The 14,944-nt window shown below is 34.5% G+C and carries 12 protein-coding genes; all 12 read right to left on the bottom strand.

The window, feature by feature from the left end:
- Positions 1 to 117 precede the first annotated feature (117 nt).
- The 12 genes from B096_RS0102475 to murQ all read right to left on the bottom strand — a co-directional run bounded on the left by B096_RS0102475 (position 118) and on the right by murQ (position 14,863).
- Entirely contained in the window at positions 118 to 1,068 is a 951-nt protein-coding gene (locus tag B096_RS0102475) for a DMT family transporter (RefSeq protein WP_018579208.1), read from the bottom strand.
- Entirely contained in the window at positions 1,058 to 1,897 is an 840-nt protein-coding gene (locus B096_RS0102470; protein ID WP_018579207.1) for a LicD family protein, read from the bottom strand. The genes B096_RS0102475 and B096_RS0102470 overlap by 11 nt, the downstream gene beginning before the upstream one ends.
- Positions 1,898 to 3,643, bottom strand: a complete 1,746-nt coding sequence (locus B096_RS0102465; RefSeq protein ID WP_018579206.1) for an NTP transferase domain-containing protein — start codon at positions 3,641 to 3,643, stop codon at positions 1,898 to 1,900. It abuts the gene before it with no gap.
- Between the two features lie 60 nt (positions 3,644 to 3,703).
- On the bottom strand, positions 3,704 to 4,876 hold the full coding sequence (locus B096_RS0102460) for a glycosyltransferase (RefSeq protein ID WP_018579205.1): 1,173 nt from the start codon (positions 4,874 to 4,876) through the stop codon (positions 3,704 to 3,706).
- Complete coding sequence (gene wecB, locus B096_RS0102455; protein WP_018579204.1) at positions 4,876 to 6,000, bottom strand: non-hydrolyzing UDP-N-acetylglucosamine 2-epimerase; 1,125 nt, start codon at positions 5,998 to 6,000, stop codon at positions 4,876 to 4,878. Before wecB ends, B096_RS0102460 begins: the two co-directional genes overlap by 1 nt.
- Positions 6,001 to 7,110, bottom strand: a complete 1,110-nt coding sequence (locus B096_RS0102450; protein ID WP_018579203.1) for a polysaccharide biosynthesis C-terminal domain-containing protein — start codon at positions 7,108 to 7,110, stop codon at positions 6,001 to 6,003. It lies immediately after the preceding gene.
- On the bottom strand, positions 7,111 to 8,124 hold the full coding sequence (locus B096_RS0102445; RefSeq protein ID WP_018579202.1) for a polysaccharide biosynthesis protein: 1,014 nt from the start codon (positions 8,122 to 8,124) through the stop codon (positions 7,111 to 7,113). It abuts the gene before it with no gap.
- Between the two features lie 3 nt (positions 8,125 to 8,127).
- Complete coding sequence (locus B096_RS0102440) at positions 8,128 to 9,333, bottom strand: glycosyltransferase family 4 protein (protein ID WP_018579201.1); 1,206 nt, start codon at positions 9,331 to 9,333, stop codon at positions 8,128 to 8,130.
- A gap of 9 nt (positions 9,334 to 9,342) precedes the next feature.
- Complete coding sequence (locus B096_RS0102435) at positions 9,343 to 11,118, bottom strand: EpsG family protein (RefSeq protein WP_018579200.1); 1,776 nt, start codon at positions 11,116 to 11,118, stop codon at positions 9,343 to 9,345.
- Positions 11,119 to 11,186: 68 nt separating this feature from the next.
- Entirely contained in the window at positions 11,187 to 12,515 is a 1,329-nt protein-coding gene (locus B096_RS0102430; RefSeq protein ID WP_018579199.1) for a sugar transferase, read from the bottom strand.
- Positions 12,516 to 12,785: 270 nt separating this feature from the next.
- Positions 12,786 to 13,952 (bottom strand): anhydro-N-acetylmuramic acid kinase AnmK, encoded by a 1,167-nt coding sequence (gene anmK, locus B096_RS0102425; RefSeq protein WP_018579198.1) that lies wholly within the window; start codon positions 13,950 to 13,952, stop codon positions 12,786 to 12,788.
- 8 nt (positions 13,953 to 13,960) lie between these two features.
- The gene (gene murQ / locus B096_RS0102420; RefSeq protein ID WP_018579197.1) at positions 13,961 to 14,863 is read right to left on the bottom strand and encodes an N-acetylmuramic acid 6-phosphate etherase; all 903 of its coding nucleotides are present in this window, start codon (positions 14,861 to 14,863) and stop codon (positions 13,961 to 13,963) included.
- Positions 14,864 to 14,944: the final 81 nt, after the last annotated feature.

The raw sequence follows: 14,944 nt of genomic DNA, 5'->3' as shown, positions 1-14,944 counted from the left end.
TAGAATATTGCGAATACAGGTCATTTATAGTTCAATATTAAAAGGTTATTATGTTATTTAAATATTAATATAGAAAAAATTGGTCCCTTTCTGGTGAAAGAAACCAATCGATAGTATTTATTTACTTTTTTTGCGGGGGTTAAAGAGTTCTAAAAGTTCTTTTGGGTTATCTGAAGATAACATTGACCCTATTATGACAAAAATTACGAGAATAAAGTTTTTCAAATCAAAGGTTTGGTCAATTAAAAACTGAAAAAAGAATGCCCATGCAGGATAACTAATATTTAATCCCATTGCTTTACTTGGACCAATTAATGAAATGGATCGGTAATAGAAAGAATACGAGATGGATCCAACAATTCCGCTAATAATAATGAGCCAAAATATAGGTTGCCCCATTGGTATTCCATTCAATTGGTGATAACCACCAATTATAGGCATCACAACGAATCCATAAGTTAAAAAGGATACGAGTTGACGAATCGTTAACGCAATATGTGAAGGCACATCTTGTTTGAGTGCAGCACTAATAATGACCGCTTCACTCCCCCATCCAACGATACATACTGCGATAAAGATGAGACCATATTTTAAATTTGATACACCCGATGTACCGGTAAGACCCATCAAGATAATTGCAGTAATGGCAACAAAAAGTCCGAAAATTGTTCGTTTATTTGGTTTATCTTTAAGAACAAGAAAACCTAAAACAGCACCAAAAACAGGATATACAGCTGATATACTTGCTGAAATTGAAGGACCAAGATGATTAATAGAAAGAATATAAGCACCCATTCCTATTGGTCCACCAAGTAAGGCTGCTAAAGCGATTACCAACCCTGATTTTGAAAAAAGAATTTTACCTAATTGTTTAAACTGTCCTTGTAATTGAACAAGAATAAAAAGGAAAATAAATGAAGCACCATCATGAATAAATGTGGAAATAAGCGGTGCTTTAGTCCCAAAAGTTAGAAATAAGCTTGAGCCAAGCACAACACCAATAAGAACCGTATCAAGCCCCCAGAAAAGGCCCGAGAAAAGACCTGTTAAGGTACCCTTATTTTTCATTATTTGTCACAACCTTTAATACAATTTCATGATTCGAAACTTGTTCAGATTCTTGAGGTAGCTTCATGTAATCACCATAATTCGATTCTAAAATTTCATCGAACGCTTTTGGAATTAAGAACTCATGTCCTTCGAAAGAACCTGTTGTGACATCATCCAAAATTGCATTACGAATTAGTGTTTGTTTATATACATCATCATTGAAGTTAAATACCAACATATTGGCGTATTCAGTATTCTGATCATTATATTTTTCAATCCACTTTTGACGCTTCTTGTACAAAGATGGCAATAAAAAATTAATACGGTAAAAAATACGATTCAATTGATAAAAGATTGATTTGATGACACGTTTTTTTCCAGTATCTGCATCGGTCACAAAAGTATAAACAAAGAGTGAGATAAGTTTATTGTAATGTTCCACTTTTTTCTTTTGTTGGTTACGTAGTGTTAAATCATCTGGGATATTATCATAAGGAAAAATATCAATCCAAACACCATGATTAATGTTCAGATAATCTGTAGACTTTTCAACTAGTTCAATTTTATTACTTCGAATTTTAGGAAATGCGTGATAGTGATCTTTTTCAGTTTCAAACGATTGATAAAAAAAATCTGAATTCAGTTCATCTTTTACAACAGCCTCAAACCGTTTGAACTCACTGCGTGACATATTAACATCAATATCATCGTCCCAAGGAATAAAACCTTGGTGACGAATTGCCCCTAAGAGTGTACCAGAAGAGAGTGTGTATATGATATCGTGTTTTTTACAAATACGATCGAATTCAATAAGAATATTTAATTCTTCTTGTTGTAACTGGTTCATCTAGTCCTCCATTGATAATGCTAAATATGCGTATTTTTGTGCATATTGATATTGTTCTAAGGCATAAGCTCCGAAAGACTCCCCGCTCGCTTGTTTAAACTGGGACCAGAGTGCCCATAAGAAACCGGATAGACTCACATACATAAAGAGCACCTTACATTCTTGTTCTGTTGGTTTTCGTTGTAAATATAATTCCAATAATTCTAGAATGCGTGTTTCTTGGTGACCTGAATAGATTGAATGCATAGCGATATCTAAAATAGGATCAGCCATCCCTGCGTATTCCCAATCCAGAAGGCGTAAAGAACCATCATATAATTTTACAAAATTAACTTCTACTGGATCAATATGACAAAGGACTTTAGGGCGCGATAGTGACTTGAGATAAGATAATTCTTGATCAATCAGTGCTCGAACCTCAACAATATCATCAAAAAATATTGCGTTTGAATCTTTACACAGCTGCATGTAATGGTTAATCCGTTCCTCTAAATCAAATGAATGATCAACTTTAATATTGCTATTGTGGAGTTTTCTTAGAATTTCGAATGCTTTTGGAATATCATGTTCATCGATAGATTCACAATTATCATAGTATCGTGATATTTTGTATCCATTGTCAGGATTGATATAGTAAATTTTGTCTGACAATTTTAGAGGCGCAATTGCTTTATATACCTCTGCTTCTTGACGTCGGTTAATGAGTTTGTCAGTACCCTTACCTGGAGCTCTAAAAACGTAGGTTTTTTTATCTACTGTGAAGATGAATGAATCATTCGTCATTCCTTTTTTCATAGATTTTATATCGGTGATTTCATTAGATGATATATTAAATACTTCACAGATAATCTTAATCATTTCATTATTCGTTTCGGTGATGTATGATGTATCAAATACGCGTAACTCTTCAATGCACTCAAATTCATAAATCGTATCCGGTCCGAATTCATTAGAGTGAATATGGATTTTATTCAAACGATCTAACCAAGAATTTTCCCAATAATATTGTTCTTTTCCAGCAATTTTAATATCTTGATTTACAGCTTCGATAAGTTGTTCAGAAGTTTTGGCATCAAAAAATGTTGGTCCATAAAGGCCCAAAGCATCGGTACCACCAATTTCAATTTCCGTAATCAACTGATTTTGACCTGTAGAAACAGTCCATTCATCGGTGTAACCTTCAAATCGAGTGGTTGCATACCATGATCTAAATTCGTACTTATGAAAGATATTTTGAGTAATATAAATATCTGAGGGCATAATAACCGTATTCCGCATTACATCTTGTGCATGATATATGGTTGAAATATTATTATATCGGTTGAAATCCGGATTTCTAATAAGTTCCACACCAAATTTATCAACGAGATACTCGAATTTTTCTTCAAGATACCCTACCGCAACATAAATTGTTTGAATTCCCGCTTCTTGAAGCTGTTTGATAAGGCGCTCGACCATGCGCTCACCATGAACTTCCATTAGCCCTTTTGGAGTATCGTATGTATAAGGAACAAATCGTGAACCAAATCCCGCGGCCATAATAATGGCATTATCAACTTTGTAATCTTCTAAAAAATCGATTCCTTTTTGTGTTATTGTAAATTCATTTACATAACCAAGATTGATACAATCATTCAATAACGTGTTAACTTTACCTAATGAAAAATTTGTAACTTTACTTAATTCCCGTTGTGATGAAATTTTTTGTTCTAATAAAGACCTAAGAATATAAAATTTTGAAAACATAAAAAAACCTCCTGTTCAGTTTTATATACTAATTCTAACATTTGAACAGAGGTTTTTCAATTACTTTTGATATAACTTAAGTGTTTTTTCTACAAACAAGCTGGAATCATACTTTAAATGGTCAAAATCATCAAAGCATACTTCTGAGTCGGATTTAATTGCTTGATAGAGTGCGTTCACATCGCCTTTAGGAACAATTGTCATATAGGGTTCTGTGGCAACTTCTTTGTTTCCTCCGGTATCATAAGCGATGATGGGAGTGTGGCAACACAATGCTTCGACATTTGTCGTTGGATAATTATCTTCATACGTTGGGTTTAAAAAGCGATGTGCTAAGGTATAATAAGCAGCAAGTTGTTCGGCACTGTCAGTTCTTAAAACACCATCCATTGATGCGGGAAGTGTTTTAAGCTGTTCTTCACTCAAACCAATAAGTACAATCTTTTCTTCGTCAATGATCATCGCGTTCAATTTAATAAAGTCTTCCAAACCTTTTCGTTGCTCCCAAATACTTGCAACACCAAGTAAAACTCGTTTATTTTGATATTTTTCAGTAAGCTTTGCATCTTCTGTTGGCTTAAATAATTGCGTATTAATTCCGTTATGAATCACTTCACATGGATATCCCGCTAGAAAACTTAGGGCCAATAAATCCTTTAGCCATGCAGAAGGTGTGATTAAAGTTAGGTTAGTAAAACCACTGAACGATTGTTTTTTCCAATTGAAATTTTGTTTTTGACGCTTTATAAATAATGCCTCGGGGTAATCTCGCGTTGAATTACATTCAACACACCCATCATCCCATTTTTTGCATCCATTATAATCAAAATAGGCACTGCTTCCACTAATTGGCCAGCAATCATGGAATGTCCAGTATATTTTTCCCTCATAGTTTTTTAAAGCATCAAATAGCATTTTGACATTTAAATAGTATCCATGGATATTATGCAAATGGATAATATCGGGTTGATATGTTTCGATTTTTTGAATTAGCTTTCGAGTGGCACGATTTGAATGCAAGCCATGACGGTTGAAAAGCCGTGTCATCAATACATGATTATACGTTGCGACTTTATCGCCGATATAAAAAGTATCGATATCATCTTTTGCCTGATGACGACCATAACATATCAAAACATCGTGACCTTGCTTTTTGAGACCATTCGCTAAATCACGTACAATTTTACCAGTACTTCCGTAATCACATACTGAGTTAACAAATAGTACTTTCATTATTTACTCCAAACAGTACGGTTTATATAATCAACATAAGAGATAATAATCCGTAGAACTTTCTCAGATACATTAGGCATGCTGTAATCAGCAACGTGTCGCAATGTTGAAGGTTCTTGTGTTTCGAGAACTTCAAGTCCTTGTAGTATACGTTCTTTTTCAAGACCAACCATCATAACTGAGGCTTCTTCCATGGCTTCAGGACGTTCGTGTGCTTCACGAAGATTCAAGGCTTTGAATTCAAGAATTGATGATTCTTCACTGATCGTTCCACTATCACTGAGTGTCGCTTTTGAATCTACCTGTAGCTTAACATAGTCATTAAAACCCATCGGTTTCATAATCTTAACCAGAGGATTGAAAGAAACACCTTTAGCATCAATCATATTTTTAGTACGTGGATGCGTGCTTACAATAACAGGCATTTGATATTTTTCTGCCACAGCATTAAGACTTTCAACAAGATTTAAAAAGTTTTTGTCAGAATTAATGTTTTCATCACGATGCGCAGAAACGACAAAGTATTGCCCTTTGGTTAAATCCAAAGATTCAAGAATTGTGCTTGCGGCGATATCCTCACGACGTGTATTAATGACTTCGTACATTGGGCTCCCTGTTTTGATGATACGGTCAGCAGATAAGCCTTCACGAAGGAGGTATTCACGTGCTATATCACTGTACGTTAAATTAATATCTGAAATGTGATCGACAATTTTTCGGTTCGTTTCTTCTGGAACGCGTTGATCAAAGCAACGATTACCGGCTTCCATATGAAAAATCGGAATATGTTTACGTTTCGCAGCAATTGCACATAGACAACTATTCGTATCACCTAATACTAGAAAAGCATCTGGATTTACTTCTTCGAGAACTGGTTCGATATTAATCAGGATATTACCGATTGTTCCAATTGGTTTTCCTGTCGCAGTGTTCAAGAAATAGTCTGGCTTTTTAAGTTTGAAATCATTAAAAAATACTTCATTTAATTCATAGTCATAATTTTGACCTGTATGAACAAGAATGTGTTCAATTGCTTCGCTTGATTCAAGTCGATTAATAACAGCGGATAAGCGTATAATTTCGGGTCGCGTACCCACTACAGTCATAACTTTTAGTTTTTTCATCTAAACCTCCAAATAGTGCGTATCTGGTTCATCGGGATTAAACGGTTCGTTAACCCACATTACAGTAATAAGATCTGTTTCACCAGTATTAATAATATTGTGCGTATATCCTGTTGGGATATCAATGACTTCAAGTTTATCCCCGGATACATGATATTCAATAATTTCTGAATCGAAAATATTTCTAAACTGGATGCAGCCACTTCCGGATACTACTAGAAATTTCTCATTTTTACTATGGTGCCAGTGATTCCCTTTAGTAATACCTGGCTTGGAAATATTGACACTTACCTGCCCTCGCTCGGGTGATTTCAGAAATTCTGTAAATGATCCTCGATCATCACATTTCATATCAAGAAAATAATTAAAATTATCTTTGGGTAAGTAGGATAAATAAGTACTATACAATTTTTTTTCGAAGCCATCACTTAGATTAGGTACATATAAGGTACTGCGTGAAGTTTTGAAAGATTCAAGTAAATCTGCAATCTCCCCTAAAGTAACATTGTAAGATGTAGGAACCGTACAGTAGATACCATTTTCAATGGATGGTGTGCCATTAATTGCACGAACAAGTTCAAGCACAACATCATCAATGTACATAAGATTAAGAGTTATCGCACGATCATTGATCTGAATCGGTTCATTACGTGCTATAGCATGACACCATGTTGCAATGACTGAATTGTAGTTTGGACGGGACCATTTTCCAAATAAGTTTGAAAAGCGGTAAATCCAAACTTTAGCACCAGTAGCTTCCATATGTTTGATTAAAACCGTTTCACCCTCACGTTTGCTTTTACCATATTCATTGTCAAGAGTAGCTTGGATACTTGATGATACGAAGATGGGGGCATCATTTTGGTGCATTGCTAAAGCATTGCACAAGGTTTCTGTAAACCCAACATTCCCCTTTGTAAATTCTTCGGGATTTTTGGGACGATTAATTCCAGCTAAATGAATCACGACTTCAGCTTGACGTGAGTACTCATGTAAATCTTCGATTGTGTTGTCGCGATCAAACGATAGTATCGTATGACCTAAGTACTTTAATGTTGCACTTAAATTTTTCCCAACAAAACCTGAAGCACCTGTAATTAAAATTTTCATTTACATCATATCCTTCAATTCATCTTTAATCTCATAAAGATTAACTAACTTAGCCTTGATTTCTTCTACATTGAGTCTATAAGTATTGTGTGAGTTATATTCTCGTTCTTCATGGATTTCTTCACCTTCCATAAAGTATTTATCATAATTAAGATCACGTTGATCCATAGGAACACGATAGTAATCCGTTAAATCTTCAGCTTTTTCAAATTCTTCTTTTGTAAGAAGTGTTTCGTAAAGTTTTTCACCATGACGTGTTCCAATAATGCGGGTGCCTTTTTCATAACCTGTTAATTCTACAATTGCTTGAGTTAAATCTTCAATGGTGCTCGCAGGTGATTTTTGAACAAATAAATCTCCTGGTTCACCGTTTTCGAAAGCAAACAGTACTAATTCGACAGCCTCATCTAGACTCATTAAGAATCGTGTCATATGTGGATTTGTGATGGTTAGTTCTTTACCATTACGAATTTGCTCTAAGAACAATGGAATTACTGATCCACGTGATGCCATAACATTTCCATAACGAGTACCACAAATTACCGTATTCGTTTCTTTGGCAATACGTGCTTTAGCTACAAAGGTCTTTTCCATCATTGCTTTTGAAATCCCCATCGCGTTGATTGGGTATGCGGCTTTATCAGTTGAAAGACAGACAACACGTTCAACCCCACAATCAATTGCAGTTTCTAAGACGTTATCCGTTCCAATCACGTTAGTTTTTACCGCTTCGATTGGGAAGAACTCGCAAGAAGGAACTTGTTTTAATGCAGCAGCATGGAAAATATAATCAACACCACGAACTGCATGTATTAAGGATTCTTTTTGGCGGACATCACCAATATAAAATTTTAAGCGATCATCATTGAAAAATTTTCGCATATCATCTTGTTTCTTTTCATCTCGTGAAAAAATTCGAATTTCTTTTATTTCTTCTTTTAGAAGACGACGCACAACAGCATTTCCAAATGAACCTGTTCCGCCTGTAATGAGTAATACTTTATCTTTAAACATATTTTACGCTCCCATGTGTTTTATAATTATGTTATATGCATGTGCAACAGTATAATGATTCATTAAATAATGATGACCATTTGCACCCATTTTTTTCCGTAAATCACTATCTGATACTAAGGTATCAACTGCTTGGTACCATGCTTCGACATCATTGCTTTCAACACGCATACCATAGTTATTCGCCTCAGCAATCTTTCCAATGTCTGTAACAACATCCGTCGCACAAACAATTGGCTTTGCGGCTTCCAAGTATGTTAAGAGTCGCTGCGGATAATTGGGTATGGTAAAACGATAATCTAAGTAAATTAGACCGATATCGCACTGACTTGCAAGACTATTATATACCTTACTTTCAAGTTGCCCTAGAAAAAGTGTATTCGAAATATTGTTTTCTTGAATAAATGAAGTAATCATGTCTGCTTTCGCACCAGATCCAGCGATTAGAAAGATAATTCGCGAATCATTTTTAATTCGATCGATGCATTCAATTACAAATGGAATCGCTTGTGGTGCTCCTAAGTTACCGCCATATAGCAAAATTGTTTGGTCATCTCGAATTGAATAAGTCTCACGAATCGAAACCGGCTCTTCTAGGGTATTATCGGGATTGATAGCAAGCGCGTTAGGAAGAATTTCAAGTTTATTCGTTGTCGAAGGATGTTGTTTCTTCATATATTCTAAATTTGCCGGTGACATAGTTCCAATTACATCAAACATCGTATACAATTTACGCTCTTTAAATGAGAAAAAACGATGAATCGGTCCATTTTGTTTCATGAACCCCAAATCAACTGCATTTTGAGGGAAAATGTCCTTCAACATTAAATAAAGAACAGAATCAGGGTTCTTAGTCTTTAAATATTTCACTGTTTTTAAGAGCGTTATTGGTGGTGTAGAATAAAGCACTAAATCAAAAGTTTCGTGTGATAAATGTTTCTTTATAGCACGCTTGAATTGAGAATCAATGCGTAAAGTAGCAATTCCTTTATCGATCAGATTACTGTTTTTTGTTAAATTACCGGTTTTAACTCCTAAATAATGCATTCTAAATTGATCATAATATTCAGTGGCTTGGTTTAGGCGCTTTTCGCGTGCATAGACTATCGTGACATCATGCCCATTATTTTTAAACTCTGTCAATAAATCAAAGTAAATACTGTGTCGATGCATACCAGAATTAGTTGAACTCAAATATAGTATTTTCATAGAGCCTCCTTAATATTGCCACAATAAAGAACCATCTTTATTGTATAAACGTTGATTACAGTATGTCGTTACAGTGATGACACCTTCGGGACTAATACGATAGAATTCATTACTTACAACGGGTACGATTGGTTCAAATGACTCGTTTACATAGACAAAATAGTGATAATTTATGTATTCTATATCGAAAATTTTATAAGCATAAGGTTTTTCAAATTCGATGTAATCCACCTTAACAATTTCTTCTTTAAATGGGAATAAAGTAGTAATGTTTTCTGATAAATTTTCAATAGCATAAGATTTCACTTCAAATGGTTGTAATGCAATTTCTTGCCGATTTTCAGCTTCGAGTCTTATTGCGTCTTGAATTCGTGTATCCGTTAGTGGTTCGCCAGATAAATCAAGGTAATGTGTCTGCTTAAAAACATCCTTTATTTCATCATTTTTATTATATGCAACTAATGAACCATATACAGTTGGTTTCCGTTTAAAATAAGGTTCAATGATCCATGAGTGGTCGGATCCTAAAATTCCATATGCTTTTTGACCTTCATCCCACATTGGATAATACGTTAAATCAGGATTATAAGTATCAGTTGTGGGATATGTTTCTTGTATTTCAAGGAATGCATCACGTTCTACTTTACAGTCTTTATGACGAGTTGTAAGGTATGTGAATCGATTATTGTAAAGATTGTAATCAGGTCGATTAAAAATTGAATTAAATTTCAAAAACGAGTCATTACCAGCATAACCAGATTGATGCATATATCCATTAATATCTTTATATAAAAACATTCCTGTAAAACATATTAGTCCTGTATAAATAAATCCGTTTAAAACTTTTGATTCTTTTAAAAAGTAGAAATCAAGGATGTACTTAAATACAATAACACATAAAATAAATGTGTAAATTGTGGTACGACCAGCAATTATTTCAGAGAATTTAAGACAAAAATATAATGCAAACCCTAAAAGCGTTGCATCAACAATATACTTTTTAAACACAGAATCTGTAATTTCTTCATAGTGATATATAATAACGGTGGTAAAAAGTATGCGGACAATTCCCGCAAAGTTTAAAACGTGGGTTTGAGGATCAATATAACTTGTTATTTTATTATACCCAGGAATGAAAGTTAAGTTTGCTAAGATACGTTGCCAAGGTATAAATGCAAACAAGAATGAAATTCCCAAAATGATGAATAGTGATTTCTTTGTCCACTTAATATTTTTCGAAACGAAAACAATAGGAAGATAGAAAATTGCCGAAATGTGGAATAGGCATAAAACGAATACTAATAGTAGTGATTGTTTTCGAGATAGATTTTTTTGTGGATTAAAGAAATAATAAGATGCAACGGCCATTACTAAACCTTGACGAATTGCACTTAAATTCCATACAAAGAAAAACATTCCAATAAATAGAATTAATGAGATAAGTGATGAATCTGAGGTTTCATCAATCCATTTTATAAAAAACCCAAGAGTTATTACACCAAAGAAACTAATGAAAAATTGGAATGGTAACCCAATAGATTTAAAAATAAAAATAAAAAATCTAAAACCTAATTCAATATTGGTTTGATGATCTAACATTTTACCAAATGTTGTTACATTTTGTAAATTATAAAGATATTCGTAAGAAAAATAATCAGTACCTACTCCTACTCTAAAAATAACAATAATAAAGAGTGGTAATGTTGCCAAGTAGAACTTTTGTTTTTTAGTCAATTTCGGAATGAAATTAACGATAAACGGGAAAAGCAGTGCGAAATAGTACATAATGACCTCCAATAAAATGATATAAAATAATAAGCCTTAAAGATTCCCTCCTTAAGACTTATGATGCTTTAAAATCCTTCAGTGCTATCTTTTTTAAATATAACTACAACTGTACGAAGAATTAATTTAAAATCTGTCCAGATAGAATAGTTTTCAATATACATGAGATCCATCAGAAGTTTGTCTTTTGGAGATGTATTATATTTCCCTTCAATCTGAGCAAGACCTGTTAACCCTGCTTTTACTTTTAACCGATAGGCAAATTCAGGTAATGCTTTTTGATACGAATCGACATTTTCGAGCATTTCAGGTCGTGGACCTACAATACTCATTTCACCTTTTAAGATATTGATCAATTGTGGCAACTCATCCATTCTAATTTTACGAAGAACCTTACCTACTTTGGTAATGCGGTCATCATCTTCTGTAGCGGAATAATTATCAACATTTTCCTTCATCGTTCTAAATTTATAAACATCAAAAATTTTACCATCAATGGTTGCGCGCTTTTGTTTGAAAAGGATACTTCCTCCATCGTTTAGCTTAATTGCAATAGCCGAAACAATCCAAATAGGCGAGGAAATAATAGCTCCGACAAGAGCTACAAAAATATCAAGCAATCGTTTTAAAACACGTTGCTCAAATGATAATCCCTGAACATTAACTTCGACCATTGTCTTATCATCAACCATTGTCGAAAATCCTGATAATTCAACAATATCAGAAATCGCAGGTGCAAACATAAAGTTAAGACGATGTTTATAACACTGATCAACGAGCCATTTACGCTGATGTACAGGTGTTTCTAGAATCACAACATAGTCTACATTATAAAGCATTGCTTCTAAATTGGAATCATCAATCGCGATACATCCCAAAATATCATACTGAAGCTTAAAACGTTTCAAATAGTGATTTACTTTTTCTAGACTTTCTTTATTGTTTTCATCATAGACTATTATCGTACGTGAAGGTTTATACATTTTAAAATAAATATAATTACCTAAGTAAGCAAAGACGATAATAATGATAATCTGGATTACGATTGTAAAGAATAGAAGATCCACTTGTTCAATTTTAAACTGATGGTTATTATTGGGATTGGTATTCATAACCATTAATTGAAAAAAAGTTGCAATATCAGTAAGGATAATTGCGATGGTTGAATTATAGATAATTGGCTTGCTTTTTTTTACACCAATTTCAAACGGACCATAAACTTTTAACATTAAAATCCCAATCAAGACAAACGTGGAACCTGTAATTACCGCAGTTCTTGACCAATTCTGTAGCGCGATATTTTCTTTACCAAAGAGGTGGAAAAATACCATTGCTAAAAACACAAAGATAAATCCCTTTAGAGCCACAATTAATAATGACTTTAGATTTTTACTCATATTTTCTCCTAATTATTAACTACTACAAGCAAAACACAAATTCGTTTTCATACAGAAACTTTTTATATTTTTAGTAATCAAATACGTTATAGATAAAGTGTTTTCGTAAGAAATTCCATTGAGTTCTTTAAATAATCATTCAATGGAATTATTTTATATAAAAACACAGTAGATAACCTATTTATCCTTGTCAATTATATCATTTTGCACTGTTAGATTCAATATTGAGGTGTATCTCTTCAGTAATTGTTAAGAAAGAAAAAAACAGAATCAATGTGATTCTGTTTTTGATGGCCAGGGATTGGGACATATCTGTCCGAGAATCATCTGGTGGCGTGAACCAGTTGATGAAGGAACATTACTTGGATTACTTTCGAGGGTTTCGTTGCCAAGAATGGCAAATGCAATCGCCTCTTTTGCGTCACTGGAAAATCCGAGATCTTCTTGGGTAACGACCGTAATCGTTTTGGGAAGGATCTGGCGAATTTCATGGATTAAAACGGGATTATAGGCGCCACCACCGCCCAGAATTACTTTATGTATCGTATGCTTGTTCATTATAAACTCTTTATAAGCTTGAGTAATGGAATAAGCAGTAAATTTAGTGAGTGTATAAATCACATCATCAGCACATGGATACTGGTTACATATATCTTGAACGACATCTTCACCAAACATTTCTCTGCCTGTAGATTTGGGTGGAAGTATTTTAAGGTAAGGATGCTCAATTAAGGATTGATATAATGGATCGATTAAACACCCTTTTGATGCATGCTTACCATCTTTATCATAGAGCTCGTTGTAAAAATATTTAGTGGCAGCATTCATCATCATGTTGCCAGGTCCTGTATCAAATGCAAAAACATCATCCAAATTAGCATGTTGTGGTATGACTGTAACGTTACCAATACCACCGATATTTTGAAGCAGAACCGTTTCAAATTCTTCGCGATAAAGTATAAATTCAGGATAAGGAACTAGTGGTGCACCGTCTCCGCCATCAAGGATATCCATATTTCTGAAATTAAATATTACGGGTACACGATGTTCATATGCTATCGCAGACGGATCGCCAATTTGGAGCGTCGATTTTACATGGTTTTGACCTGGATTGGGCAAATGATAAATCGTTTGTCCGTGTGAAGCTACAAAATCTAAAGCACCTTTAAATTGAGCTTCTTTGAGAACGTACGTAACAGCTTCACTGAATTTTTTTCCAAGTTCAAAGTTTAGTGAACAAATTTCATCGATACGGGAAGTTTGCGGATTGCATGCCTCAATAATGCGGTGACGCATTGCTACAGGGATATCAATCGAACTGAAATGGAGTAAACGACATTTCGTCTTCACTCCCGAACCTTCGATTTCTACCAAAGCTGCATCGATCCCATCCAAAGATGTACCAGACATCAGTCCGACTGCATATTTTTTGACCATAACGACCTCTATTTATTTTCTAATGCGAGCGCAATACGACCTTGATTTTCTTCTAAAAGTGTTTGAGCCGCATTGTAATCTCTATTACACATTTCCATAACAATCGCAACTTTGACGTTTTGATCGCTCAGTTCAAGCAAATCAGCGGCGCGATTATAGTCGCAACCGGTAGCATTCATAATAATATTACGAGCACGTTCGACTAACTTGGCATTTGTGGCTTTGACATCAACCATGAGATTTCCATAAACTTTCCCTAACTTAATCATTGCGCCCGTTGAAATCATATTAAGAACCATTTTCGTTGCAGATCCAGATTTCATGCGAGTAGATCCAGTAATAACTTCTTGGCCAACAACGGTTTCAATTGGATGATCGGCATATTTCGCCATTTCGCTGTTTGCAACACAAGCTACGGAAATGGTTTGTGCACCAATTTCTTTAGCATACTTGAGACCACCAATACAGTACGGTGTACGTCCCGAAGCACCAATTGCACATAGGATATCTTTCTCGCAAAATTGAATGTCTTGCAAGTCCTTAATAACCATTTCATCATTATCTTCTGCTGCTTCGACTGGGTGTCGTAGCGCCGTATCACCTCCGGCAATAATACCTACAACTGCTTCTTCCCCTACACCAAAAGTAGGTAAACATTCTGAAGCATCCAAGACTCCGAGGCGTCCAGATGTCCCCGCACCAATGTAAACAAGTCGACCTCCGTGCGTAATAACATCATATGTTGCATCAATTGCTGCAGCGATTTCATGTGTTTGCTCGCCAACAGCATCAATGACGCGTTGATCTTCAGCATTGATTAATGCCACCATCTCAACAGTATCAAGTCGGTCGATATTCGTTGTATTGGAATTTTGACGTTCAGTTCCAATTTTTGATAAATCGATTTTCATATCTATATCCTCATTTCACTATAGTTCTATTATACCTTCTTTGAAATGATATTTCAAACTAATTAAGTTTATCTTGAAATA

Origin of the sequence: Erysipelothrix tonsillarum DSM 14972 (genome assembly GCF_000373785.1) — a bacterium.
GTDB lineage: Bacteria > Bacillota_I > Bacilli_A > Erysipelotrichales > Erysipelotrichaceae > Erysipelothrix > Erysipelothrix tonsillarum.
This window is presented reverse-complemented; position numbering and strand designations above follow the sequence as displayed.

What these genes read in the sequence shown, in the direction of transcription:
- B096_RS0102475 (WP_018579208.1), bottom strand. Translation starts at nt 1,068, where the DNA reads ATGAAAAATAAGGGTACCTTAACAGGTCTTTTCTCGGGCCTTTTCTGG.
- B096_RS0102470 (WP_018579207.1), bottom strand. Translation starts at nt 1,897, where the DNA reads ATGAACCAGTTACAACAAGAAGAATTAAATATTCTTATTGAATTCGAT.
- B096_RS0102465 (WP_018579206.1), bottom strand. Translation starts at nt 3,643, where the DNA reads ATGTTTTCAAAATTTTATATTCTTAGGTCTTTATTAGAACAAAAAATT.
- B096_RS0102460 (WP_018579205.1), bottom strand. Translation starts at nt 4,876, where the DNA reads ATGAAAGTACTATTTGTTAACTCAGTATGTGATTACGGAAGTACTGGT.
- wecB (WP_018579204.1), bottom strand. Translation starts at nt 6,000, where the DNA reads ATGAAAAAACTAAAAGTTATGACTGTAGTGGGTACGCGACCCGAAATT.
- B096_RS0102450 (WP_018579203.1), bottom strand. Translation starts at nt 7,110, where the DNA reads ATGAAAATTTTAATTACAGGTGCTTCAGGTTTTGTTGGGAAAAATTTA.
- B096_RS0102445 (WP_018579202.1), bottom strand. Translation starts at nt 8,124, where the DNA reads ATGTTTAAAGATAAAGTATTACTCATTACAGGCGGAACAGGTTCATTT.
- B096_RS0102440 (WP_018579201.1), bottom strand. Translation starts at nt 9,333, where the DNA reads ATGAAAATACTATATTTGAGTTCAACTAATTCTGGTATGCATCGACAC.
- B096_RS0102435 (WP_018579200.1), bottom strand. Translation starts at nt 11,118, where the DNA reads ATGTACTATTTCGCACTGCTTTTCCCGTTTATCGTTAATTTCATTCCG.
- B096_RS0102430 (WP_018579199.1), bottom strand. Translation starts at nt 12,515, where the DNA reads ATGAGTAAAAATCTAAAGTCATTATTAATTGTGGCTCTAAAGGGATTT.
- anmK (WP_018579198.1), bottom strand. Translation starts at nt 13,952, where the DNA reads ATGGTCAAAAAATATGCAGTCGGACTGATGTCTGGTACATCTTTGGAT.
- murQ (WP_018579197.1), bottom strand. Translation starts at nt 14,863, where the DNA reads ATGAAAATCGATTTATCAAAAATTGGAACTGAACGTCAAAATTCCAAT.